The organism is Pseudarthrobacter phenanthrenivorans Sphe3, assembly GCF_000189535.1.
GTDB classification, from domain to species: domain Bacteria; phylum Actinomycetota; class Actinomycetes; order Actinomycetales; family Micrococcaceae; genus Arthrobacter; species Arthrobacter phenanthrenivorans.
On the sequence record NC_015145.1, the window covers coordinates 995,341 to 1,017,770 of the forward strand.

The 22,430-nt window shown below is 66.8% G+C and carries 23 protein-coding genes; 14 read left to right on the forward strand and 9 right to left on the reverse strand.

The annotated features are described in order from the left end of the window. Positions 1-5: 5 nt before the first annotated feature. Positions 6-1,175 carry a metallophosphoesterase family protein gene (locus ASPHE3_RS04680; protein WP_013600081.1) on the reverse strand — a complete coding sequence of 390 codons (1,170 nt, stop codon included), beginning with the start codon at positions 1,173-1,175 and terminating at the stop codon, positions 6-8. 189 nt (positions 1,176-1,364) lie between these two features. On the opposite strand from ASPHE3_RS04680, the gene ASPHE3_RS04685 reads away from it, so the two are divergent. The 3 genes from ASPHE3_RS04685 (at position 1,365) to ASPHE3_RS22580 (ending at position 3,144) form a co-directional block, all read left to right on the forward strand. After that, positions 1,365-1,877, forward strand: a complete 513-nt coding sequence (locus tag ASPHE3_RS04685; RefSeq protein ID WP_013600082.1) for a mycothiol transferase — start codon at positions 1,365-1,367, stop codon at positions 1,875-1,877. Positions 1,878-2,103: 226 nt separating this feature from the next. Further along, on the forward strand, positions 2,104-2,484 hold the full coding sequence (locus ASPHE3_RS04690) for a VOC family protein (protein ID WP_013600083.1): 381 nt from the start codon (positions 2,104-2,106) through the stop codon (positions 2,482-2,484). Positions 2,485-2,775: 291 nt separating this feature from the next. Then, complete coding sequence (locus tag ASPHE3_RS22580) at positions 2,776-3,144, forward strand: HNH endonuclease family protein (RefSeq protein ID WP_049786038.1); 369 nt, start codon at positions 2,776-2,778, stop codon at positions 3,142-3,144. Positions 3,145-3,381: 237 nt separating this feature from the next. Here ASPHE3_RS22580 and ASPHE3_RS04700 read toward each other — a convergent pair whose 3' ends face one another. Both ASPHE3_RS04700 and ASPHE3_RS04705 read right to left on the reverse strand, forming a co-directional pair. Beyond that, the gene (locus ASPHE3_RS04700) at positions 3,382-3,816 is read right to left on the reverse strand and encodes an ester cyclase (protein WP_013600084.1); all 435 of its coding nucleotides are present in this window, start codon (positions 3,814-3,816) and stop codon (positions 3,382-3,384) included. A gap of 131 nt (positions 3,817-3,947) precedes the next feature. Continuing rightward, the gene (locus ASPHE3_RS04705; protein WP_013600085.1) at positions 3,948-4,346 is read right to left on the reverse strand and encodes a DUF1304 family protein; all 399 of its coding nucleotides are present in this window, start codon (positions 4,344-4,346) and stop codon (positions 3,948-3,950) included. 120 nt (positions 4,347-4,466) lie between these two features. On the opposite strand from ASPHE3_RS04705, the gene ASPHE3_RS04710 reads away from it, so the two are divergent. Continuing rightward, on the forward strand, positions 4,467-5,519 hold the full coding sequence (locus ASPHE3_RS04710; RefSeq protein WP_013600086.1) for a helix-turn-helix transcriptional regulator: 1,053 nt from the start codon (positions 4,467-4,469) through the stop codon (positions 5,517-5,519). 53 nt (positions 5,520-5,572) lie between these two features. Here the strand turns inward: ASPHE3_RS04710 and ASPHE3_RS04715 are convergent, their stop codons facing one another. Next, complete coding sequence (locus ASPHE3_RS04715; protein WP_013600087.1) at positions 5,573-6,310, reverse strand: hypothetical protein; 738 nt, start codon at positions 6,308-6,310, stop codon at positions 5,573-5,575. 196 nt (positions 6,311-6,506) lie between these two features. Here ASPHE3_RS04715 and ASPHE3_RS04720 point away from each other — a divergent pair, with 196 nt between their 5' ends. The 5 genes from ASPHE3_RS04720 to ASPHE3_RS04735 are packed head-to-tail and all read left to right on the forward strand — an operon-like array spanning position 6,507 to position 11,746. Then, complete coding sequence (locus ASPHE3_RS04720) at positions 6,507-7,472, forward strand: ABC transporter ATP-binding protein (protein WP_013600088.1); 966 nt, start codon at positions 6,507-6,509, stop codon at positions 7,470-7,472. Then, positions 7,472-9,091: an ABC transporter permease gene (locus ASPHE3_RS04725; protein WP_013600089.1), complete on the forward strand. Its 1,620-nt coding sequence runs from the start codon at positions 7,472-7,474 to the stop codon at positions 9,089-9,091. The genes ASPHE3_RS04720 and ASPHE3_RS04725 overlap by 1 nt, the downstream gene beginning before the upstream one ends. Positions 9,092-9,119: 28 nt before the next feature. Beyond that, on the forward strand, positions 9,120-9,683 hold the full coding sequence (locus ASPHE3_RS22585) for a glycosyltransferase (protein ID WP_254362983.1): 564 nt from the start codon (positions 9,120-9,122) through the stop codon (positions 9,681-9,683). Further along, positions 9,680-10,315: a glycosyltransferase gene (locus tag ASPHE3_RS22590; RefSeq protein ID WP_254362985.1), complete on the forward strand. Its 636-nt coding sequence runs from the start codon at positions 9,680-9,682 to the stop codon at positions 10,313-10,315. The genes ASPHE3_RS22585 and ASPHE3_RS22590 overlap by 4 nt, the downstream gene beginning before the upstream one ends. Positions 10,316-10,339: 24 nt before the next feature. Next, complete coding sequence (locus ASPHE3_RS04735) at positions 10,340-11,746, forward strand: TrkH family potassium uptake protein (protein WP_041651977.1); 1,407 nt, start codon at positions 10,340-10,342, stop codon at positions 11,744-11,746. Between the two features lie 5 nt (positions 11,747-11,751). On the opposite strand, the gene ASPHE3_RS04740 is transcribed toward ASPHE3_RS04735, so the two are convergent. Then, complete coding sequence (locus tag ASPHE3_RS04740; RefSeq protein WP_013600091.1) at positions 11,752-13,071, reverse strand: hemolysin family protein; 1,320 nt, start codon at positions 13,069-13,071, stop codon at positions 11,752-11,754. 72 nt (positions 13,072-13,143) lie between these two features. Here ASPHE3_RS04740 and ASPHE3_RS04745 point away from each other — a divergent pair, with 72 nt between their 5' ends. Continuing rightward, positions 13,144-13,740, forward strand: a complete 597-nt coding sequence (locus tag ASPHE3_RS04745; RefSeq protein WP_013600092.1) for an SOUL family heme-binding protein — start codon at positions 13,144-13,146, stop codon at positions 13,738-13,740. Between the two features lie 57 nt (positions 13,741-13,797). On the opposite strand, the gene ASPHE3_RS04750 is transcribed toward ASPHE3_RS04745, so the two are convergent. Both ASPHE3_RS04750 and ASPHE3_RS04755 read right to left on the reverse strand, forming a co-directional pair. Continuing rightward, positions 13,798-14,220: a DUF2177 family protein gene (locus tag ASPHE3_RS04750; protein WP_013600093.1), complete on the reverse strand. Its 423-nt coding sequence runs from the start codon at positions 14,218-14,220 to the stop codon at positions 13,798-13,800. An 88-nt stretch (positions 14,221-14,308) separates the two neighbouring features. Beyond that, positions 14,309-14,770: a MarR family winged helix-turn-helix transcriptional regulator gene (locus tag ASPHE3_RS04755; RefSeq protein WP_013600094.1), complete on the reverse strand. Its 462-nt coding sequence runs from the start codon at positions 14,768-14,770 to the stop codon at positions 14,309-14,311. A 135-nt stretch (positions 14,771-14,905) separates the two neighbouring features. On the opposite strand from ASPHE3_RS04755, the gene ASPHE3_RS04760 reads away from it, so the two are divergent. The 3 genes from ASPHE3_RS04760 to ASPHE3_RS04770 all read left to right on the forward strand — a co-directional run bounded on the left by ASPHE3_RS04760 (position 14,906) and on the right by ASPHE3_RS04770 (position 17,948). Next, the gene (locus ASPHE3_RS04760; RefSeq protein ID WP_013600095.1) at positions 14,906-15,772 is read left to right on the forward strand and encodes a DUF1295 domain-containing protein; all 867 of its coding nucleotides are present in this window, start codon (positions 14,906-14,908) and stop codon (positions 15,770-15,772) included. Between the two features lie 43 nt (positions 15,773-15,815). Continuing rightward, a complete protein-coding gene (locus ASPHE3_RS04765; protein ID WP_013600096.1) occupies positions 15,816-16,151 on the forward strand; it encodes a cupin domain-containing protein in 336 nt (111 codons plus the stop codon). A 966-nt stretch (positions 16,152-17,117) separates the two neighbouring features. Then, positions 17,118-17,948: a GmrSD restriction endonuclease domain-containing protein gene (locus ASPHE3_RS04770; protein WP_322786506.1), complete on the forward strand. Its 831-nt coding sequence runs from the start codon at positions 17,118-17,120 to the stop codon at positions 17,946-17,948. Positions 17,949-17,996: 48 nt separating this feature from the next. On the opposite strand, the gene ASPHE3_RS04775 is transcribed toward ASPHE3_RS04770, so the two are convergent. After that, positions 17,997-19,001: a bile acid:sodium symporter family protein gene (locus tag ASPHE3_RS04775; protein WP_013600098.1), complete on the reverse strand. Its 1,005-nt coding sequence runs from the start codon at positions 18,999-19,001 to the stop codon at positions 17,997-17,999. Between the two features lie 110 nt (positions 19,002-19,111). Next, the gene (locus tag ASPHE3_RS04780) at positions 19,112-20,653 is read right to left on the reverse strand and encodes an alanine/glycine:cation symporter family protein (protein ID WP_013600099.1); all 1,542 of its coding nucleotides are present in this window, start codon (positions 20,651-20,653) and stop codon (positions 19,112-19,114) included. A 381-nt stretch (positions 20,654-21,034) separates the two neighbouring features. Between ASPHE3_RS04780 and ASPHE3_RS04785 the strand changes: the two genes are divergently transcribed. Then, a complete protein-coding gene (locus tag ASPHE3_RS04785) occupies positions 21,035-22,429 on the forward strand; it encodes an OFA family MFS transporter (RefSeq protein WP_013600100.1) in 1,395 nt (464 codons plus the stop codon). Position 22,430 lies beyond the last annotated feature (1 nt).

The window sequence follows — 22,430 nt, forward strand, 5'->3', positions numbered from 1 at the left end:
GCCGGTTACAGGGGCAGCGGAGTAATCGGCTGGTCGTTCGCGGCCAGGTCAATCCCGAAGTCCTTGGCGAACACCAGCCTGGTCTGCTTGTAGATGCCTTCGTGGTTCTCGTCGAGTTCGAAGACGCGCGCGCCGCGCAGGCGGTTCCGCTCGGCCCCCGGAAGCCCGTACGCGCCGAAGCCCGTCCCCGGGCCGTAGCCCAGCTCGACGCCATAGTAGTTGCCCACGTAGGTGTTGACGTGGTCGTGCCCCACGAAATAGCCGCGGACGTCCCCGCGCTCCAGGAACGCGTTGAACAGGCCGGAGTTGAACGGGCCCGGGCACTCGTCCTCGTTCCGCTCGCCCACGATCCTGTGCTTGGCCACGGCGCGCTGGTGATCCGCGTCAGTCCGTGAGTCGAGGCTGGCAAACCACATGTTGCGGTGCTCGTGCAGGGCGATGTGTCCCCACACGAGGGAGGGGATCTTCCGCCCGTATTTCTGCTCGGTGGCCATGGAGAGGTTGCGGTACCAGGTGACCTGGTCCATGCGTACCCAGTCCCAGTCCGGGTACCCCTCGAAGTCCTGCCCGTCGATGGCATCCGGAGCGTAGCGGCCGGTGTCGATGAGCCACAGGCCGAAGGCTGGGTCCTTGGACTTGGAGGACTGCACCAGCAGCAGCGAGTTGGAGGTGCCGGTGACCCCTTCAGTGGAATCACCGTTGACGTTGCAGGCGTAGCCCTGGAGGAATTGCAGCATCCTGGCTTCCGTCATGCCGGTGCGGGCCGCGGAGTCCTCATCGTGGTTGCCGAAGGTGATGGCCCAGAGGATTTGGCGGCTTTCCATCGGCTGGACCACGTGGTTCAGGGCCTGCCTGACCTGCAGTTCGGTGTCGCAGCCGCCGTTGATGACGTCACCGTTGATCACCACGAAGTCCGGCTTTTCCGCGTCAAGGGTGCGGTCCATCAGTTCAATGGTGCGGCGGTCCGTCTGCTCATCGTCCTGGGTGTCGTTGAACTGCACCACCTTGAACCGGCCGTCCGGCCTGAAAGCGAGGGTGGGCTTGGGCGCTTTGGTCCCGGGTGCGGCGGTGGCACCGGTCCCCGCTGCCACTGCTGCTCCCAGCGCCCCCAGGGTTCCGGCGGCCGCCAGCGCGGCCCGCCTGCTGAAGCTGGGCTGGTGGATACTGATGGTCATCGCTGCCTCTCTGCATGGGTGCGCGGCCGCGCTTCCGGCCGCTGTCCCTGTGAGGGTAGGGGGCCCGGGCAACCGGGTTCGAAACCCCTGGTAAACAGGAGAATGCCCGCAGGCCCGAATTAGAATGGGCGCCACCGGTTGCCGCAACAGCCCCGGAAGCCGGACCGCAAAAACCCACAAGGGGGCACCATGAAAGCCAACGAACTGCTGCTGGACTCTTTCGGCAGGATCCGGGAAACAGTGGAAACCACGCTGGAGGGGCTCGACGGCGGAGCCTTGGTCCGCCGTCCCGGCGGCACCGGCAATTCGATCGCCTGGCTCATCTGGCACCTGGCACGGGTGGAGGATGTGCAGGTGGCGGACGCGGCAGGCCTGGAACAGGTGTGGACGTCGCAGGACTTCGTGGCCCGCTTCGGCCTGCCGCTGTCCCGGGACGACACCGGTTACGGCCATTCGAGCAAGCAGGTGGACGCGGTGACGGCGCCGCGGGAACTGCTGCTGCAGTACTACGACGCCGTCCACCAGCAGACCGTGCAGTTCGTAAAGACCATCCGCGACGCGGACCTTGACCGCATCGTGGACACCCGCTGGGACCCGCCCGTCACCCTCGGCGTGCGGCTTGTCAGCACCATCGCCGACTGCCTGCAGCACGTGGGACAGGCCGCGTATGCGAAGGGATTGAGGGCCGCCCAGGGCGAATAGATTGCCTATACCCGTGGCGGCAATTCGGTTCCATAATGTCCCCATAAGCTTCGGGGATTTCTTGCGCTGGTGATTGCTGGCGGGCAGCGGGCAGGATCCCAGGCGGCCGGTCCGGCTAGTGGCGGAGCGGACGGCCGCGCTCACCGGGAGACTTGGTTCCCGGAAGGCAACCGGGGGAGAGCGCCGCCAGTAATGGGATAACCACTGCATCAAAAGGAACATCATCATGCTCAAAGATTCGGCAATCATGGCCGTCCTTCCCGCGAAGGATATTGAAAGGGCGAAGGAGTTCTACCGGGACAAGCTGGGCCTGGAACCGTCGGAAAGCATCGACAATGACAATCTGATGTACCGCTGCGGCAAGGGGACCGGCTTCCTGCTGTACCGCACGGACAATGCCGGCACAGCAAAGAACACGCAAATGGGCTGGGAAGTGGACAATATCGAACGCGAGATGGAGGAACTGCGTTCCCGCGGGGTCCAGTTCGAGGAATACGACTTCCCCGGCCTGAAAACGGAAAACGGTATTGCCACAGACAGTTGGGGAAAGGGTGCGTGGTTCCTGGACACCGAAGGGAACATCCTCAACCTTTCCCAGCGCGCATAGCCACTGGGGGGGAGTAATTCCAAACAACTATGGCTAAGCAAAAGGCCCGGCGGCTGCCGGGCCTTTCTTTATTGGGGGAAGTAGTGTCCAACCACCAGGCACTGGCGGAGCCGGGACATGCACCGGTCCCCGGTCAGGGGCCGAGCCGCCCAGGAAACCGGGGCCCGCTGCCCTCGCTGTGGCTGGTGCAGTCTTTGTCGCCGGATTGCTGGCATTGCCGCAGGCATTCACCGCGGACCTGGAGCCAACCGCCTCTGGCGGGACGGCAACGGCTGCGACACCCGCAATGACATGCTCAAGCGCCACCTGACGGGAATCACGTACACGAACAGCGTTCCCTGGAAGGTGCAGTCCGGCATGCTCGCTGATCCCTACACGGGCACCACCATCAGCTTCGTGCGGGTGAGCGGAACCAGCAGCAAGGTCCAGATCAATCACGTTGTGGCGCTGAGCGATGCCTGGCAGAAGGACGCGCAAAAGCTGACGACGGAGCGGAGGACCGCCTTCGCCAACGACCCGCTGAACCTGCAGGCCACGGACGGCCCCACCAACCAGAAAGGGCGACGGCGATGCCGCCACCTGGTTGCCACCGAACAAGGGGTTCCGGTGCGAGTACGTGGCACGCCAGGCGACTCTGAGGGCGTGGCCTGCGAGCGTTAGCCACAAAGCCAGGGCTGTGGAAGCCGCGGAGTCCTTCCTGGGCGGAGGCATCCGCGGCTTTCAGTTTTTGATCCAAAACGTTTGTTGGCGAGGACGGCATGACCTACGTCCTGGCCAGTGACCGGGACAGTGGCCTCTGGATCTTCGTGGATCCGTAAACAGGGCCAACAAGCGCGGAGGGGGCGTCTGGGCGCCCCCTCCGTTGGTTTAATGCGCGAAGTGCTCTATTGGGACTGATCAGTGCGAGGACAGCTCGCGCATCAGCCCCAGCTGCCCTAGGAACTCCAGCTGGTCGAAGTAGAAGTGGTGGGAGACGATCTCGCCGCCTTCGACCTTGGCGATGTCGCAGCTGCGGACCCTGATCTGCTTGCCTGTGGCCGGCATCGTTTCACCGGAGGGCATGTGGAGCGGCCCGGTGTTAGTGCCAACAACGAAGCCCTCGTCGATGGCCACATCTCCCGCCTCATGGCTGTCCGCAGGCTCGTACCGGACGTCGGGCATCGATTCCCAGAAGCGGAAAAGATAGTTGGTGATCGCGTCGCGCCCGCGAAGTTCCCCCTCGTCGGGGGTGTAGGCAACTGCGTTGGCGGCGTAGCACCTGGCCAGCGTCTCTTTGTCTTTGTTGTCCATGGCCGTGGTGAGACGGTCCATGACATCGCGTGCCTGTCCCATTGTGGACCTCCAATTTCTGGGCGGTCTCACGGAAGCGGAGGCCGCCTCGTGGACTGGTTCCGGCTGCTGCCGGCACCTCTTTAATTGCACGTCCGCCGCAAATTGTTGTCAACGGACGCTACTACCCTGCTTCAAAACGGCAGTGCGATCAGCGCGATCAGGGCCGGGACAGTGGCTCCCACGGTTCCCGGGATGCTGTCGCCCTTCCGCGGGTAGTGGCCCTGCATGTCCGCCAGAAACATGGCCGGGGCGGTCAGCACCATGTTCAGGCAGCAGTAGATCACCAGGGTATAGCCCACCACCACTTGGCCCAGGTTCACGGCCAGCACCCCGGAGAGGACTCCCAAGCCGATCACCAGGTTGCGAAACCCCGTGGGGATGGCCCACATCATCACGGCCGGAACATTCCGGGGCGGGGTGCTCAGGAACTTCTGCGCCCATGGCCGGTGCATGAGGAAGCTTTCCAGCGGGAACACCGCGATGTAGATGACGGCGGCGAGTACCGCGAAGATCTGGGATACGGCGTTCATGGAGGAAGAGTACGACGGCGGTGCGCGCCGCCCCCATCCCCGGCGCCGGGGGTCCGGGGTGCTTGGGGAATCCCCACTTTGGGGGATTGCGGTGCCGCCGGCGGGGCGGATACTGGAGCTATGTGGGAGGAGCGCGCTGAGCGTGCCCGGCGGGACATCGCCGCCCTGGCCACCGGCGGAACAGACCCGGCAGGGCTCTACGCCTCGGCGCTCGCCGTAGTGCAGCGCACGGTGCCGTTCGAGCAGGGGTGCTGGGCCGCCGTCGACCCCGAGTCGCTGGTGATGACCTCCATTACCAACTGGAAGCCCTGGCCGGTGGGGGTGAGGGAGTACGAGGAATATTCCGCACGGTTCGCCGAGGCCGAGTACACGGGCCATGAACCGAACAACTTCGCCGAGCTGTTGCGGCGCCCCCGGCCCATCGCCCGGATGTCCGACGCCCCTCACCGGGACGTGGTCCGGAGCGTCCGGGTCAACGACCTGCTCAAGCCCCAGGGCCTGGAGCACGAGCTGCGCGCGGCCTTCCGGGTGGACGATGCGTGCTGGGGCGTGGGCAGCATCTTCCGGGACGGGGGCCACGACTTCACCGACCGCGAAGTCGAATTCCTGGACGCCGTCACCGCCACCCTCGCAGCAGCCACCAGGATCGCCGTCCGGGCCCGGCCCGCCAGCCCCGGACCTATGGGTGTGGGCCCCGTGATTGTCATCGCCGGTCCGGCCGGCGAACTCCGGGCCGCGACGCCGGCTGCAGCATCGTGGCTGGCGGAGGTGGAGGACACGGCGCCGGGCCGCTTCAGCATGGCGCTGTACTCAGTGGTGGCGCAGGCACACAGGGCCGCCTCCGGGACGGCGAGGGCCAGGATGCGCGACGCCGGGAACAACTGGGTGCTGCTGCAGGCCAGCCGCCTCATCAGCGGGGATGATCCGGAGCAGATGGTGGTCACCGTGGAACCGGCCACCACGCACGATCTTGCCGGCCTGCTGCTCACGGCTTACGGGGTCACCGCGCGGGAGCGGGAGGTGTGCCTGGACGTGCTGTCCGGACGTTCGACGGCGGACATCGCCCGGCACCTTTTCATCTCACCGCACACGGTCCACGACCACCTCAAATCGCTCTTCGAGAAGGTGGGCGTCGGCAGCCGCGGCGAGCTGGTCGCCACGCTGGTCGCCTAGGTCCGTGGCCATCAGATCCGTCCTGGACGGTTTGGCTGCCTAAGCAGCGCGAACTAGACAGTCCCCGGAACGGTGGCCGGAAGGTGGCGCGCGGGATCGTAGCGGTCGAAGGATGAGGCGCCGATCAGGAAGATGCCGCGCTGGGGAATCCAGAAATCGCCCAGCCTCGCCTGGTCGTGCAACGGCTGAGGGGTGCCGAGGTCCTGCCCGGCAAGGCGGGCGCTGCTGGACGCGATGAACCACATGCGGCGGGGTTTGGCGCGGAAAGCCTGCCTGTTGGGCACGTTCCCCGTCAGGCCCAGCCGTCCCGCCCGCAGCACGGGGCCGGAGGCCGTACCCATGACCTTCAGGACGGATGGGTTCTCCAGGACGCCATCCGGCAGCGAGCTCAGGGCGGCGGTCATGGCCCGGGTGACGGGTGTGGATTCCAGCTCCACCTCCCACGTCAGGTCCACGTCCCCGCCGATCCTCACAGTGAAGGCGGCATCGCCTGTCCACGCGATGTCGATGGGACACTGCACCGCCGCCTCCAGTCCCGCCCCGAAGTACCGGGCGCAGGAAACCTGGGCGGGGGCGTCGGCGTAGATGGTCCAGGATCCGGAGGGCCGCCGCAGCCACACCGACCGGTAGCCGGGACCAACACTGGTGACAGGGAAGCGCCGCATGGCCAGGACGTGGCCGGAACTGAAGGGCAGTCCCATCACCCCGTACCCGGAAAACCGCTCGTCCTCGCCGGGGCCCAGCCGGGCATTCTGTTCAGCCTCGGAGGCCTGCGCCCTGATGCTCTTCATGGCTTGTGCCTCCGCCTCGAGTGGGTGGCGTCAGTCTACGCCGGCGTGGGATGGTTTGTGCCCTTCCGGGTGGGATCGGGCGCTTGTATGCTGTGGAGCGGAGAGCCGGGAAGCCTGGTCGGCCCGTAGGCATTGCCTGCGGAATGTCCCGGCGCTGCCGTGGGCGTTCATGCGATGACCCGAGGAGCAGCGGCTTATGGACGCAGCGGCAGAACATGTTATCGAAGCCGACGGCCTGGTGAAGGAATTTGGCAGGACACGGGCTCTTGACGGCCTCAATCTTGCAGTGGCGCCCGGGGAGGTGCACGGATTCCTGGGGCCCAATGGAGCAGGCAAGTCCACCACCCTAAGGATCCTCCTGGCACTCATTCGTCCCACGGCGGGAACCGCCCGGGTTTTCGGGAAGGACCCCTGGGCGGATCCCGTGGCTGTCCACCGGGATATCGCCTACGTACCGGGTGATGTGAGCCTCTGGCCGAACCTCTCCGGCGGCGAAGCCATAGACCTTCTCACGGGACTGCGCGGCGGTGCGGACGAAAGACTTCGCGGTGAGCTCATCGAGGAGTTCGAGTTCGACCCGCGGAAGAAGGCCCGCGCGTACTCCAAGGGGAACCGGCAGAAGGTGGCGCTGATAGCGGCATTCGCCCGCCCGGCCCGCCTTTACCTGCTGGATGAGCCGAGCGCCGGCCTGGATCCCGTGATGGACGCTGTGTTCCGCCGCCAGATCAAACGCGTCAGCAGGGAAGGCGCCACGGTCCTGCTGTCCAGCCATATCCTCAGCGAAGTGGAACAGCTGTGTGACCGGGTGACCATCATCCGTTCGGGAACGGCAGTGGAAGCGGGCACCCTGGGGGAACTCCGGCACCTGCAGCGCACGCACTTCCGGGTCACCGGGCTCTCTGATCCGGCGAGGCTGGCTGCGCTGCCCGGTGCACACAACGTCACCGTCGCAGGCGGAGCAGTGGAATTCGAGGCCGACCCCGGGGATCTTGCCGCGGTCCTGTCCGGCATCGCGGATCCGGGGATCACCAGCCTGTCGGTGGCGCCGCCGTCACTGGAATCCCTGTTCCTGCGCCACTACAGCGACGCCAACAACAGCGACGGCAGGAACACTGCCGGGGACACCGGCAGCAGCGAACGTACCGACAGCGGGGCCAGGTGATGTCCGGTGTGCTGCGCCTGGTCCTGTTCCAGGCGCGCCGGGACCGGGTGGCGCTGCCCGTGTGGATCCTGGGCATCACACTGCTGGGCTTCGCCACGTCCACCGCAGTGGCCACCCAGTTCGGTGACGACGCATCGCAGGCGGCCATCCTCACGCTGGCGGCGTCCAACCCGGCGTTCCTTTTCCTCCGTGGGCTGCCGGACGGCACCGGCGTGGGCGCCGTGGTGTTCTTCCAGGGCTATGCCTTCACCGCGGTCTTGGCCGGCCTGATGAGCACGTTCCTGGTGGTGCGGCATACGCGTTCTGACGAAGAGCACGGGCGGGCTGAACTCCTTGGCGCGGTCCCGCTTCCGCGGGCCGCCTCCCTGGTGGCGACGCTGGTGCTGGGCACGGCGGCGAACCTGCTGCTCGCCGTCTTCGTTGCCGCCGGATACATCGCTGCCGGCCTGCCTGCAGGAGGCGCCTTGGCGGCCGGGGCCGCCGTCGGAACCATAGGAGTGTTCTTCGCAGGCCTTGCCGCCCTGGCCGCGCAGGCCCTGCCCACGGGCAGGGGCGCGAACGGGGCGGCCGCGGGCCTGGTGGGCGCGGCGTACCTGGTCCGCGGCGTGGGGGATGCCCTGGGAACTCCGTCCGCAGACCTGCTGCATGTGGCCAGCGCCTGGCCCTCGCTGCTGTCGCCCATCGGCTGGGGGCAGCGGGTCCGTCCGTTCACAAGTCCGGACCTGGCCGCGCTACTGGTCCCACTCGCTGCCGCGACCGTCCTGGCAGCACTGGCCGTGCTGGTCCGACGGCGGCGGGACGTGGGTGCCAGCCTTCTGCACCAGCGCAACGGCAGGGAACGGGCCGGAGCGGGAGGCGCGTCTTTCCTGGGCCTGGCCTGGCGGCTGCAGCGCGGCCCGGTAATGGGATGGTGTGTGGGGGCCGCCACCATGGGGGCCGTGGCGGGCGCCCTGGGGCCAGTGGTCTCTGAGAGCGCGTCCGGCATGGGACCGATCCGCGACCTCATAGCGCGGCTCGTGCCAGGCGGCCAAACCGGGCTGGTGGACATCTTCGTGACGGCCCTGCTGGGCATCACGGGCGTCTTTGCTGCCGCCGCAGGCATCCAGGCAGTGCTCCGCATGAGGGCGGAGGAGACGGAGGGCCGGGCCGAACTGCTGCTTTCCGCTCCTGCCTCCCGTGCCCGCTGGCTTGGCGCGAACCTCCTTGCGGCCGCGGTTTCCACTGCCTTGGTGGCGGCCTCGGCAGGTGCCGCGGCCGCCGTCGGCCTGGGCATGTCCGGCACCGCCAACGGCCCGGCCTGGCTGCTGGTTCCTGCGGCGCTGGCGCACGTACCCGCTGCCCTGGTGTTCCTGGCTGCGGCCGCCGTTGCCTTCGCGCTGGCCCCGCGGCTCAGCATCGCGCTGGCATGGGGGATACTCGCCCTGGGTCTTGTGCTGGGCGAATTCGGTGAGCTGTTCGGCCTGCCCGCATGGCTGCAGGATGCCAGTCCATTCCGGCATTCCTCTGCCATGCCGGTGGAACCCTTCAACCAGGAAGGGGCGGTGGGCTTGATTGCCGTAGCCGCCGCCGGCGCCGTGCTGGCAGGCTACCTTCTCCGCCGGCGGGACCTTACTTCATGATGCGGAACACGATGGACTGGGACAACCCATGAGGATCATGCTGCTGACAGCGGGGACGCGCGGCGACGTGGAACCCTTTTTCGCCCTGGCCCGGGCCACGGCCGCCAGGGGACACGTTGTCCGCACCGCCATTCCGGACAACTCCGGCGCTGACACTACAGCCTTGGACACGGTCAGCCTGCGGATGGACTTCGCCCAACTGGTCAGTGACCAGGGCGTTTCACCGGTGGCCGCGGCCAAGGCGTTCCACAACGTCATCCGGCCGTCGGTGGGCCGGCTCCTGGCGGCAGCCGTCGAACACATCATCGCCTTCAATCCGGATGTTGTGGCCTACCACCCGAAGATCCTCAGTGCCCCCGGCGCTGCAGAGAGGCTGGGGGTGCCGTCAGTGCTGGTGGAGACCATTCCCTCACTGACCGCCACGCGCGAGTTCCCGGCACCGTTCATCACGAGAGCCAACCTGGGGCCGCTTAACAGGGCAAGCTACAGTCTGGCGAAGGTGGCCACGCTGATGTTCAGGCAGGAGCTGGCCGGGCGCTGGAAGGCCTTCCGCCCGCACCCAGGCTGGTGCCGGTCCGGCGGGCCACGATGATCCCGGTCAGTCCCGAACTGCTCCCAAGGCCCGCAGACTGGCCCGCCACCGTCCACCTCACGGGTCATTGGAGCGAAAAAACCAAGGAGCGGGACTGGGACAAGGAGTTGGCGGAGTTTGTGGCGGACGGCGGCTTTGTCTACGCAGGGTTTGGCTCCATGAAGGCCGGGGATCCACGGGCACGGGGCGAAGCCATCATGGCGGCGGCCCGGCGGAACGGCCTGAGGACACTGGTGGCCAGTGGCTGGGGCGGCATCGATATTCCCCCGGAGGTCCGGGGCGATGACGTCCTGGTGCGGGAATCGGTGAACCACCAGCTGGTCCTTCCGCATGCCGCCGCCGCGGTCCACCACGGTGGGGCCGGCACGGTTCACGCCGTGGCACGTGCGGGCATCCCGTCAGTAGTGGTGCCGTTCATCGCCGACCAGCCGTTCTGGGGGCACCGCCTGCACCAGCGTGGGATCGCTCCTGAACCCATCCCGTACCTGAAGGTCACTGCGGAGCGGCTTACCGATGCCCTGGCTGGGGCGCGGAACTGCCGGGAGCAGGCAGCGGAGGTGGGGGAACGCATCCGGAAGGAGGACGGGACCGCCGTCGCGCTTGATGTCCTGGAAACCTTCGCTGCGTCATAGGCGCCGCACCCCTGTGGGAGAGCAATGACAAACAAATCGATGGTTCCGGAGGCACGGGACCGCCGCGGCCCCGCAGCCGCGCTGGCAGACTTTGTGGACCGGGTGGCCCGGTACAGGCCCGCCCGGCTTGCCCTCGCCACCTACACCTTGGTGGCGCTGTTCTTTACCCTGCTGCTGACGCTTCCCGTGGCCTCGGCTGACAACCAGCCCACGGCGCTGCATGACGCGATGTTCGTGGCGGTGTCCGCCGTCACCGTGACCGGCCTGGTCACGGTCAACACTGCGGAGCACTGGTCCTACTTCGGCCAGGCAGTGATCCTGGCGGCCATCCAGGTGGGCGGACTGGGGATCGTGACCCTGGCGGCCCTGCTGGCCAAAGCCGTGACCCGGCAGCTCGGCGTGCGCAACAAGCTGCTGGCGCAGCAGAGCCTGGGCGTGGACAGCGTCCGGCTCGGGGAAGTGGGCAGCCTGCTGAGGACGGTCATCATGACGTCCCTGACGCTGGAGCTGGTGCTGGTGCTCTTCCTTGTCCCGCGGTTCATCGTGGTGGACGGGTCCTGGGCGCGGGGGCTGTGGCACGGGATCTTCTACGCCGTCTCCGCGTTCAACAACGCCGGGTTCGTGTCCCACCCTGACGGCCTGGCCGGTTTCAGCACCGATCTGTGGATCCTGATCCCCATCATGGTGGGCGTCTTCGTGGGCAGCCTGGGCTTCCCCGTCTACATCGTGGTGAGGGCCGCGAAACGGGACTTCCGGAAGTGGAACCTCCACACCCGGCTGACCCTCTCGGTTTCGCTCCTGCTCTTCGCTGCCGGATCAGTGCTGTGGGGTGCCATGGAGTGGTCCAACCAGGACACAATCGCCGGCATGGATCCGGGCGGGAAGGTACTGAACTCGCTCTTCGCCTCCGTCATGATGCGCTCCGGCGGGTTCAACCTCGTGGACACCAGTGCGTCCAACAGCGTCACCCTCCTTGCCACTGATGCGCTGATGTTTGCCGGCGGCGGCTCTGTCTCAACGGGCGGGGGCATCAAAGTGACCACCCTGGCCATCCTGTTCCTGGCCATCATTGCCGAAGCACGGGGCAACAGGCATGTGACCGCGTTCGGCCGGACCATACCGGAGGGCTCGCTGCGGGTGGCCATTAGCGTCACGTTCCTGGGCGCAACCCTGGTCCTGGTGGGCACGGGGATCCTCATGGCCATCACGGATGAGCCGATGGACCGTATCCTCTTCGAAGTGATTTCCGGGTTTGCCACCTGCGGTCTGAGCGTGGGGCTCAGCGAGGAGCTGCCGCCGGCCGGAAAGTACGTCCTGACGGCCCTGATGCTCGCCGGCCGCGTGGGGCCGATCAGTTTTGCCGCGGCCCTGGCACTCCAGCAGAGGGACCAGCTTTACCGCTTCCCGGATGAACGGCCAATCATCGGCTGAGGCAGCTACCCCCGGGGCCCGCCGGCATGCCCGCCTGCATGTCCGCCGGCGGGAGTGACCCGGATCCGGGCGATGCGCAGCCGGTCCATCGCCGTCACGGTCAGCACATGGCCGGCGATCTCCACGCTGTCGCCGATGCGGGGGAGCCGGCCCAGCCGGTCAATGACGAACCCGGCCACGGTTTCGTAGTGGCCCTCCGGCAGTTCAATGCCGGAGGCGGTCTCGAACTCCTGCAGGATCAGCGCGCCGTCCACGTCCAGCGTTCCGCCCGCCCGGGTGACGCGGTCCTCCGGGTCGGTGCCGGTGTCGTACTCGTCGTAGATCTCGCCCACCAGTTCCTCCACGAGGTCCTCCAGGGTGACGATGCCGTCGGTGCCGCCGTATTCGTCCACCACCAGCGCGATATGGTGGCCCAGCCTGCGCATCCGGGCCAGCGACGGCAACACCTTGTTGGTGCCGGGCAGCGGCAGGATCTCGCGGACGATGTCCCGCACCGGACCGTCGTCGTACTTCCCTTCCCGAGGCATCAGGTCGCGGATGTGGATGAACCCCAGGACGTCGTCGGGGCTCCTGTCGATGACCGGATACCGCGAGAAAGGGCCATCCTGCACCATGCCGCGCACGGCGGCGATGCTCAGGTTGCCGTCCACGAACGTCACCTCGGTGCGCGGCCGCATCACCTCCTGCAGGGAGCGGTCGCCCGCGCCGAAGACGTCGGAGAGGATGCTGCGGCTGTGCTCTTCGAGCATGTCGCTCTCCGCCACCATGTCCCACAGTTCCTCCGAACTGATGCTCTCCTGCTTGGCCTTCGGATCGCCGCCGAAGAGCCGCACCACCGCATCCGTGGACACGGACAGCAGCCACACGGCGGGCCGCATGATCTCGGAGAGGACGCCCAGGGGAGGGGCCAGGACCTTGGTGAAGCCGACGGCGCTCTGCATGGCCAGCCGCTTGGGCACCAGCTCGCCGAGCACCAGGGAGAGGTATGCCACCAGCAGCGTCATCCCGATAAAGGAGACCGGTTCCGCCGCGGTTCCAAAGCCTATCCCCGCCAGGAGGGGTTCGACGTCGGGCGCGATGGTGGAGGCGCCATAGGCCGCCGAGAAGAACCCCGACAGGGTCACCCCGATCTGCACTGTGGAAAGGAAGCGGTTGGGATTCCCGGCCAGCGCCGCGATCCGGGCACCCCGCTTCCCGGACTTCTCCATCCGGCGCACCTGGCTTTCGCGGAGTGAGACCAGCGCCATTTCCGTGCCGGCAAACACCCCGCCCAGCAGCACGAAGAAGAGGACCAACAGGAAGTTCAGCAGTGTGTCCGCGTCCATGATCCGACACTACAGAACCGGGCTGGCCGGGGGTTATGTTCCCGGGCGGTGCGGCGTAGGGTCTGAGGAACCATGACCGAACAACTGCCGTACGAGCCTGTCAAGAGCTACCCGCACTTCGAACTGCGCCGCTATCCCGCGCACGTCCTGGCCGAAATCCATGTCAACGCCACCTTCGACCGTGCCGGAAACGCCGCCTTCCGGCACCTGTTCAACTACATCAGCGGCTACAACAGGGCTGAGCAGAAGCTGGCGATGACAGCTCCCGTCATCCAGGGGCCCGTGCCCTCGCAGAAGCTGGCGATGACGGCCCCGGTGCTGAGGAGCGGGCCGCTGTCCGGGGGCGGCCAGGCCGCCGACTTTGCCGTGGCGTTTGTGCTCCCCGTGGGCATCACGGCGGAGACGGCGCCCGTCCCGCTGAATCCCGACGTCAGGATCCGCACCGTGCCCGGCTCGTTGACGGCCGTGGCGCGGTTCAAGGGCAGCGGCTCCGAGGCGTCATTCGCGCGGCACAACGAAGGGCTGCAGGCGGCGATCAGGCTGGCAGGGCTGACGCCGGTTGGAGCGCCCCGCTATGCGGACTTCGACCCGCCCTTCAAGCCCTGGTTCCTGCGCCGCAACGAGGTGCACCAGGACGTCAGAGAACCCGATGGCGTTACTGGACCCTGACGGAAGGGACGACGGCGGCGGCGGGTGTTTGCCGCCGTCGAACGCCTGATGCGGGGGCTACTTCGCCAGGACCCGACGCCGCAGCAGGGTTGCCGTGAGCCAGGTGACCAGGCTGCAGGCAGCGGCGCCCCAGAGGATGTCCGTCACGGCCACCAGCAGGGTGAAGTCCCTGAGCACGGCGTACCCTGTGAGGGCCCAGGTGGCGTAGGTGAAGAACCCGAACAGCGCCGCACCCGTCACCCGTTGCCGCATCGTGGCTTTGGTATCGTTGGGCCTCACGCCGTAGTGGACCATGCCGGCAACAAAGATCAGGTAGAACGCGGCCGCGCCCGCGGCGTTGGGACTGGGGGCGATCAGGTGGCCGATCTGGCTTTGGTACAGGTTGCTCGCCACGACGCTGATCCAGGCCAGGTCCAGGACGGCGAAAATCACGGCGGTGGCGGCGTAGGCAAGCAGCCATTTCCTGGTGCGGGTGTTCATGCCTGGATCCTTTGCTCGGTGTAAGGGTTGTGGATGGTGGGGCGGGGTCCGGGATGGCCAGGGCGAATCGCGGCGGGGAAGCGGACTCTCACGGGGTTTCCTTCGCAGACAGGGTGTGCAGGTGGTCCTGCATGAGGGTGAGGGCCGCGTCCAGGAAATCCACGACGGCGGCCTGCCGGGCCGGCGGCAAAGCTTCGATGTGCTGGTTGGTTGCGTCCATGAGCGGCCGCATCAGGACCATGATGTCCCGGGCCGCGGCGGGGGTTGCCGTGACGTGGACCAGGCGGCGGTCCGCGGCGCTGCGCAGCCGTTCGGCATACCCGCGGGATTCCAGGCGGGTCACGATGGCCGTGGTGGTGGCGGCTGTGGCGCCCAGTTCGCCGGCGAGGGCGCCGACTGTCACCGGGCGCGACTGAACCAGGGTTGAGAGGGCGCGGTAGTCGGTTAGGTTCAGCTCGAGCTTGCGGGCCACTTCGCGTTCGGTCTCGTTGGCGAGGGTGAAGAGCTTCTGCAGCACGGCCGCGGCAGGGTGGTACTGGGGCGCTCCCATGCTTCCTCCTCGTTTCGCTAGCTTCTATAGTAATTAATGTAGTCTAGTCATCAAATTAGATTGAATACGTGAACGGCTAGCAGTAATGAGGGCCGCCGTGCAGCAGAGCGCGGGCGGCGGGGAAAGGAACGTGGAATGGACGAAAAGAGCCGCAAGTCGGTCATTATCTTCGTGGTGGCGGTGCTGGTGGGGGCGCTGGTAGGCGTGGCCGGCAGCCAGGGCGGCGCCACTGTGGGTGGCTTTCCCTTGTTTGCCTTGGGGGTGGCCGTGGCTTTCCTCATCCAGTGGGTGGCTTTCGTCCCGGCCTTCAAAGCGCAGACTGAGAAGTATTACGACCTGACCGGTGCCTTGACGTACATCTCCATCACGGTTCTCCTGGTCCTGCTGACGCCGGGCGTGGATGCCCGCGGCCTGCTCCTGGCGGCGATGGTGGTGGCCTGGGCGCTGCGGCTGGGGAGCTTCCTGTTCCGGCGTGTCAGCAAGCACGGCAAGGACGACCGCTTCGACGAGATCAAGCCCTCCTTCATCCGGTTCCTCAACACCTGGACCGTGCAGGGGCTCTGGGTGGTCCTGACCGCGGCTGCGGCCTGGATCGCCATCACCTCCGCCACCCGGGTGGCGCTGGACTGGTGGGCGCTGGCCGGCTTCCTGGTGTGGGCCGCCGGCTTTGGCATCGAGGCTGTGGCGGACAACCAGAAGGGCCGCTTCAAGGCCGACCCGGCCAACCAGGGCAGGTTCATCTCCACCGGCCTGTGGGCCAAGTCCCGCCACCCCAACTACTTTGGCGAGATCGTGCTCTGGATTGGTGTGCTCCTGATCGCCGTGCCGGTGCTGGAGGGCTGGCAGTGGGTTGCCCTGCTGTCCCCGGTGTTCGTGGCGCTGCTGCTGGTCAAGGGAAGCGGCGTGCCGCTGCTGGAAGCCAAGGCGGACAAGAAATGGGGCGGCCAGCCCGACTACGAGGCCTACAAGAAGAACACCCCGGTACTGATCCCGAAGTTGTAGCAGGGCAGGGGATCATTGGCCGGGTTAGGGGTACGGTGTCCGCATGCAGAAGATATCGATTGATGCCCTGGCCCGCCAGCAGCTCGCGGCAGCCGTTGCCGCTTCCAGCGGGCGGGCTGCCGACACGGCGTTCGGTGGCCATGAGAAGAGCCTGCGCCAGACCGTGATGGCTTTCCGCGCCGGTACCCAGCTCAGCGAACACCTGAACCCAGGCGAGGCGACTGTTTACGTGATCAGGGGTTCTGTTTGGCTGAAGTCCGGCGGGGAGGCCTGGCAGGGCAAGGCGGGGGACCTGCTGATCGTCCCGGACGGGCTGCACAGCCTGGAGGCTGAAGAAGACTCGGCGGTGCTGTTTACCGTGGTGAAGAAGGACAGGTAGCCGGGTGGAACTGCTGGCAACAGAAAAGTATGGCTTTACGTCTGGCTGGCCCGCCTACGTGGAGTCTGGCCAGCCAGATTTACCCTTGGTCGGGTGGCGGTTTATCTAGCGGCTATCGGCCCACTCTGCCGCAGCTACCATCCAGCTTGTGTCCAAACAAGGCGGGGCTGCTGAGGTCAGTGAAGCCATCCGAAACGACGATGATGGCTCGGAGCGTACTGTTATCCGAGTGGCTACCAACGCCTGGTGTGGCGCCAATGGGGTCGGCAACGTCGCCAAGGGGATGGTGGGCATCCGCTTGGGCGTTCGCGCAATCAGCGGATTCCACGAGCGGATGGATAGTAGCAGATGCTTGCGCAGCGGAGCCGAAGATCCCCGCAAGTACAACGACAGCAGTCAGGGCTGCTGTCCTTATCGTGGCCATTAGCTTTTCCTCTCTTACAGGTAAATGTGTCCTTGAAAAATGCGGCGGCGAGACGAACAGCCGCTAGGTGTCGCGGCAAGCAGACAATTCGATAGCGCAGTCTGCAGGCAACGATTAGCGCCGGGGGCAGAGCCCTAACCGGTTCAGTAACCAGGGCTGGCAGGCGAAGCACTTGCTGCCCATAAAAAGAGACCTCCTCTGCTGCGAAGGCCCCACGCCGCTGCTCGGATAGGAACTTACCTCCGCCAGCAACGTAATCTTGCTCCCCCGCCACACCGTGCGCAAGCATAAATGCTTCCCGAATCTCCACTTTGCAGTCCCCTCGCCTCCGGCGGTCAGCGGGGGAAGACGACGGCGGCGTGCAGGATTGGCGCAGGAGTCCTTAAGGGTTTCCCCAGTTCCCCCAAATCGGGCAGCTCGGGCGGGCCCCGGGCACTAGGCTCGTCCGTGGCGCACGCCCGTCAGGGCACGTCCGCCTCCGGAATCCTTCGTGCACACAGATGGGGAACACCATGTCCAGCCTGACGTCCAGGTCCGCAACGATGCCTGCAAAACGCACTGCGGCCGCCGTCGTCCTGGCCGCGTTCCTGGCCCTCTTCACGGCGGGCAGTCCGGCCCAGGCGCTGGACAGCCCAACCGCGGACGGGACCGCAGCTGCCGCTGAGGCCGATGACCTGCTGGCCACCCTTCCCATTAAGGGCCGCGCGCCGAAGACGGGATACGAGCGGTCGCTGTTCGGCCCCACCTGGGCGGACGTGGACGGGAACGGCTGCGACACCCGCAACGACATCCTCCGGCGGGACCTGACGGACATCACCTACACGAACAGCGTTCCCTGCAAGGTGCAGTCCGGCATGCTCGCTGATCCCTACACGGGCACCAGCATCAGCTTCGTCCGCGGCACCGCCACCAGCAGCGCGGTGCAGATCGACCATGTGGTGGCGCTCAGCGATGCCTGGCAGAAGGGCGCCCAGCAGCTGACCACCGAGCAGCGAACCGCGTTCGCCAACGACCCGCTGAACCTGCAGGCCACGGACGGGCCCACCAACCAGCAAAAGGGCGACGGCGACGCCGCCACCTGGCTGCCGCCCAGCAAGGGCTTCCGGTGCGAGTACGTGGCCCGCCAGGTTTCCGTGAAAGCGCGGTACAGCCTGTGGGTGACGCAGGCCGAGCACGACGCGATTGCCGGCATCCTGGCCGGCTGCCCGGGGCAGCTGGCGCCGGCCGCCGTCGAGCCCGCCGCGACCGCCGCCGTCTACTACGCCAACTGCAGTGAGGTCATCGCTGCCGGGGCAGCACCCCTGTATGCAGGGTCGGAAGGCTACCGGGCAGGGCTGGACGGCGACTCGGACGGGGTGGCCTGCGAGGGGTAGCGGGGATCTCAACACCCCACGGTGTGGTTGCCGGCAGGTGAGCCGTGCTTACTCCGCAGCGGCCGCCGGAACCGGTTCTCCGCTGCGCGGGGCATTCGTGCTGCGCCGGCGCCAGTAGGCTGCGAGGACAGCGCCCGAAACGTTGTGCCAGACCGAGAAGATCGCGCCAGGCAGGGCTGCCTCGGGCGTCAGGTACTGGCGTGCCAGGCCGGCGGCCAGGCCTGAGTTCTGCATGCCAACCTCGATGGCAGTGGTCCGCCGGGAGGGAATCGGCAGGCGGAACAGGCGTGCGGCGGCATAGCCAAGGGCGTAGCCCAGGCCGTTGTGCAGGATGACGGCCGCGAGCACCAGCAGCCCGGCGGCGAAGATGGCCTTGGCGCTGCCGGCAACAACAGCAATCACCACAGCGGTGATGGCCAGCACCGAAATCCAGGGGAGGGCGGGCAGCGCCTTGTCCACGAGACGGGGCAGGAAGAGCCGGACCACGAGGCCCAGCAGCACCGGGAACAGCACGATCTGGACGATGGACCATGCCATGGAACCGGCGTCCACCGGCATGTACTGCCCCGCCAGCCACAGCGCCAGGACCGGGGTCAGGAGCGGGGCGATCAGCGTTGACACCGTGGTCATCGCTACGGACAGGGCGACGTCTCCCTTGGCCAGGTAGGACACCACGTTGGAGGCGGTTCCGCCCGGGCAGCAGCCCACCAGGATCACGCCGGCAGCCAGTGCGGGCGGCAGCCCCAGGGCCGCGGCGACCAGCCAGCCCAGGAACGGCATGATGGCGTACTGCGCCACCACGCCGATCACCACAGGGACCGGGCGCTTGGCAATGACGGCGAAGTCAGGGGGCGTGAGCGTCAGGCCCATGCCGAACATGATGATTCCCAGCAGGGGGTTGATCCAGGCGCCCAGTCCGGTGAAGGCGGTGGGAGCGGCGAGCGCCACGGCGCCGCCGGCCAGGATCAGGAGGGGAAAGAGGGTAACGGCCACGCGGGCGCTGCGTTCTTCGGCGGCTGATGCCGTCGGCGAAGGATTGGGTAAGGAAGACATACCTACCGGATTATCACAGCGGAGTATGTGTTTCTGAATCAGGGGACCTTGATGACGCCCACGCACCACCGTGCGCCGCGTAGACGACGCGGCGCACGGTGACGGGCTTACTAGACGCGGGAGGATTCCTTTTCGCGCTCGGCCGGCTTGTAGGACTCCCAGAAGCTGGCACCAGTGATGCCCAGGGGCCGGGGGTCGAAGACCGGGTCGAGGCCGAGCTTCTGCTGGCGCTCAAAGTCCTTCAGCGCCTTGAACGCTGGCTTCTGCAGGACCAGGATGCCCACGATGTTCAGCCAGGCCATAAGCCCGACGCCGATATCGCCCATCACCCATGCGTCGGCGGCCGTGTTCACGCAGCCGTAGGCCGCTGCGACGAGGATGGCCACCTGCAGGGCGATGGTGGTCGCGCGGCCCAGGCTGGTCCGGAGGCCGGGAATCATCTTGGCCGACGAGGTACCCAGGAGGAAGCGCAGGTTGGTCTCGGCCATGTAGTAGTAGGCGATGACGGTGGTCAGGCAGAAGAAGACCAGTGTGATGGCGATGAACGCGGCGCCCACGCCGGGGAAGACGGAGTCGAATCCGGCCTGGACGTACTGCGGCCCGACGACGGCGCTCGCCGAGAGCAGCCCGCCCTCGGCGAGGACTTCACCGTCTTCGCTGCCGCCCGAGAAGACGCGGTAGGCACCGGTGGAGAGGATCAGGAAGCCGGTGGCCGAGCAGACAAAGAGCGTGTCGATATAGACGGCGAAGGCTTGGACCAGGCCCTGCTTTGCCGGGTGCGAGACCTCGGCGGCAGCGGCGGCGTGCGGGCCCGTGCCCTGGCCGGCCTCGTTCGAGTAGACGCCGCGCTTGACGCCCCACATCACGGCCAGGCCGATGATGGCGCCGAGGGCCGAGTCCATGCCGAAGGCGCTGCGGAACACCAGCGAGAGGATCTCCGGCAGCTGGGCGGCATTGATGACGACGACGATCAGGGCGAGGAGGATGTATCCGGCGGCCATGAACGGCACCACGAATGCAGCAACGCTGGCGATGCGCTTCACGCCGCCCATGACGACGAGTGCCAGGAGGATGACGGAGCCGACGGCCACGGCCCAGGACGGGACGGTCCAGGCGCCGCTGATCGCGGTGGCCATGGAGTTGGTCTGGACACCCGGCATCAGAACACCGCAGGCAAGGACGGTCACGGCCGCGAAGACGTAGCCGTAGACCTTGAAGAAGCCGGCACCCTTGGTGTGGGCGAACGCACGGGAGAAGTAGTAGGCCGGACCGCCGCGGTATTCGCCGGTCAGCGGGTCGCGGGTCTTGTACATCTGGCCGAGGGTCGATTCAACGAAGGATGTAGAGGCGCCCAGGAAGGCGACCGTCCACATCCAGAACAGGGCGCCCGGCCCGCCGAAGGCAATGGCGGTTGCGACGCCGGCGACGTTGCCGGTGCCGACGCGGCCGGACAGGGACATAGCCAGGGCCTGGAACGAGGAGACTCCGGAGGCGGACTTCTCGCCCCGGAACAGCTGCTCGATCATTCCCTTGACATGCCGCACCTGCAGGAAGCGCGAACGGATGGAGAAGTAGACGCCGGTGGCGAGGCAGAGGTAGACGAGCCAGTCGCTCCAGATCACGTCATTGATTGCTGATAGGGCATCGCTCATGTGTGTGGGTTCCCTCCATGGAAGAGCGTGGGTGATGCGGTTCGGGGTGCGCGCTGTTGGGTGAACGGAGTGGCGCGCGCCACACCAAAACCTGTGAAGTGTTGCACAAACGACTGGTATTCGTCCATTTAGGCTCCGTCCATTCTGTCGGGAATGTCACATCGCCGAATTTATGACCGCTTCTGGTACTCCTATGGAAGCCAGGCCGCCCGCAACCGCTCGCCGCCCATTCCCTACCGCCCGGCGCATTAAAGCTACGTTTGCTGACTATCTGCTCCATGATTGCCGGAGGCCTCGGCGGCATTCGGGGGACTTTCGCCTCTGGAAGGGGGTGCGCCGCGGCTGCCACTGAACCGATGTCTTTACGAGCAAGGGAGCACGATGGGCTGGCTGGACCGTGAACGAACCGTTGCCCCACCCGGATTCAACCGCTGGCTGGTGCCCCCCGCGGCGCTCGCCGTCCATCTCTGCATCGGCCAGGCCTACGCCACGAGCGTCTACAAGACCGCACTGGTGGAGCATTTCGGGGCCAGCCTCACCGAGATCGGCCTGATCTTCTCCATCGCCATCGTGATGCTCGGACTCTCCGCCGCCGTCATGGGTACGTGGGTGGACCGCAACGGCCCGCGGAAGGCGATGTTCACCTCGGCCGTGTTCTGGGCCGGCGGCTTCCTGATCGGATCACTGGGCATCTTCACGCAGCAGCTGTGGCTCGTCTACCTCGGCTACGGCGTGGTGGGCGGCATCGGCCTGGGCATCGGCTACATCTCACCGGTGTCCACCCTGATCAAGTGGTTTCCGGACCGGCCCGGACTCGCCACCGGCATGGCCATCATGGGCTTCGGCGGCGGTGCGCTGATCGCCAGCCCGGTCTCCACCGCCCTGCTCAAGGCGTACGATCCCAACTCCGGCGCCCAGGGCTGGGTGGCCAGCGGCGATGCGGTGGGCAGGCTCTTCCTGACGCTCGCCGTCGTCTACCTCGCCTACATGCTCTTCGGCGCCTTCACCATCAGGGTCCCGGCCGACGGCTGGCGGCCGGCAGGGTTCGACCCCGCCACGGTCAAGGCCGCCAAGCTGGTCACTACCGAGAATGTCTCCGCGAAGAACGCTGTCAAGACCCGGCAGTTCTGGCTGGTATGGATCGCGCTGTTCTGCAACGTCACTGCCGGCATCGGGATCCTGGAGCAGGCCGCGCCCATGATCCAGGACTTCTTCCGCCAGTCCGACGGCGTGTCCCTGGTAAGTGCCGCCGTCGCCGCAGGCTTCGTGGGGCTGCTGTCCATCGGCAATATGGCGGGCCGCTTCGCCTGGTCCGCCACCTCCGATATCACTGGCCGGAAACGCATCTACATGGTGTACCTCGGCGTCGGCGCCGTCCTGTACACGGTGCTTGCACTGGCAGGTTCCGCCACCACCATCCTGTACGTGGCGCTCGCCTTCGTCATCATCTCCTTCTACGGCGGCGGGTTCGCCACCGTTCCCGCCTACCTGCGGGACCTGTTCGGGACCTACCAGGTGGGCGCCATCCACGGCCGGCTGCTGACGGCGTGGTCGGCCGCCGGCGTGGCCGGGCCCCTGATCGTCAACGCCTTCCTGGATGCCCAGGGCAAGCCAGGCCAGCTGGATGCCGCGTCCTACCAGCCGGCGCTGCTGACCATGGTGGCGCTGCTGGTGGTCGGCTTCCTGGCCAACCTGCTGGTCAAGCCGGTGGATGCACGATTCCATGAACCCCGTCCGGACCGCGGACGGTCGCCCGAACCTGCTTTGGAGGCCTGAG

Coding starts and splice junctions, on each gene's coding strand:
- ASPHE3_RS04735 (WP_041651977.1), top strand. CDS start 10,340: ATGACAAACAAATCGATGGTTCCGGAGGCACGGGACCGCCGCGGCCCC.
- ASPHE3_RS04770 (WP_322786506.1), top strand. CDS start 17,118: ATGCCTGCAAAACGCACTGCGGCCGCCGTCGTCCTGGCCGCGTTCCTG.
- ASPHE3_RS04715 (WP_013600087.1), bottom strand. CDS start 6,310: ATGAAGAGCATCAGGGCGCAGGCCTCCGAGGCTGAACAGAATGCCCGG.
- ASPHE3_RS04680 (WP_013600081.1), bottom strand. CDS start 1,175: ATGACCATCAGTATCCACCAGCCCAGCTTCAGCAGGCGGGCCGCGCTG.
- ASPHE3_RS04740 (WP_013600091.1), bottom strand. CDS start 13,071: ATGGACGCGGACACACTGCTGAACTTCCTGTTGGTCCTCTTCTTCGTG.
- ASPHE3_RS04720 (WP_013600088.1), top strand. CDS start 6,507: ATGGACGCAGCGGCAGAACATGTTATCGAAGCCGACGGCCTGGTGAAG.
- ASPHE3_RS04760 (WP_013600095.1), top strand. CDS start 14,906: ATGGACGAAAAGAGCCGCAAGTCGGTCATTATCTTCGTGGTGGCGGTG.
- ASPHE3_RS04765 (WP_013600096.1), top strand. CDS start 15,816: ATGCAGAAGATATCGATTGATGCCCTGGCCCGCCAGCAGCTCGCGGCA.
- ASPHE3_RS04685 (WP_013600082.1), top strand. CDS start 1,365: ATGAAAGCCAACGAACTGCTGCTGGACTCTTTCGGCAGGATCCGGGAA.
- ASPHE3_RS04700 (WP_013600084.1), bottom strand. CDS start 3,816: ATGGGACAGGCACGCGATGTCATGGACCGTCTCACCACGGCCATGGAC.
- ASPHE3_RS04725 (WP_013600089.1), top strand. CDS start 7,472: ATGTCCGGTGTGCTGCGCCTGGTCCTGTTCCAGGCGCGCCGGGACCGG.
- ASPHE3_RS04785 (WP_013600100.1), top strand. CDS start 21,035: ATGGGCTGGCTGGACCGTGAACGAACCGTTGCCCCACCCGGATTCAAC.
- ASPHE3_RS04690 (WP_013600083.1), top strand. CDS start 2,104: ATGCTCAAAGATTCGGCAATCATGGCCGTCCTTCCCGCGAAGGATATT.
- ASPHE3_RS22580 (WP_049786038.1), top strand. CDS start 2,776: ATGCTCAAGCGCCACCTGACGGGAATCACGTACACGAACAGCGTTCCC.
- ASPHE3_RS04710 (WP_013600086.1), top strand. CDS start 4,467: ATGTGGGAGGAGCGCGCTGAGCGTGCCCGGCGGGACATCGCCGCCCTG.
- ASPHE3_RS04780 (WP_013600099.1), bottom strand. CDS start 20,653: ATGAGCGATGCCCTATCAGCAATCAATGACGTGATCTGGAGCGACTGG.
- ASPHE3_RS22585 (WP_254362983.1), top strand. CDS start 9,120: ATGAGGATCATGCTGCTGACAGCGGGGACGCGCGGCGACGTGGAACCC.
- ASPHE3_RS04750 (WP_013600093.1), bottom strand. CDS start 14,220: ATGAACACCCGCACCAGGAAATGGCTGCTTGCCTACGCCGCCACCGCC.
- ASPHE3_RS22590 (WP_254362985.1), top strand. CDS start 9,680: ATGATCCCGGTCAGTCCCGAACTGCTCCCAAGGCCCGCAGACTGGCCC.
- ASPHE3_RS04775 (WP_013600098.1), bottom strand. CDS start 19,001: ATGTCTTCCTTACCCAATCCTTCGCCGACGGCATCAGCCGCCGAAGAA.
- ASPHE3_RS04755 (WP_013600094.1), bottom strand. CDS start 14,770: ATGGGAGCGCCCCAGTACCACCCTGCCGCGGCCGTGCTGCAGAAGCTC.
- ASPHE3_RS04745 (WP_013600092.1), top strand. CDS start 13,144: ATGACCGAACAACTGCCGTACGAGCCTGTCAAGAGCTACCCGCACTTC.
- ASPHE3_RS04705 (WP_013600085.1), bottom strand. CDS start 4,346: ATGAACGCCGTATCCCAGATCTTCGCGGTACTCGCCGCCGTCATCTAC.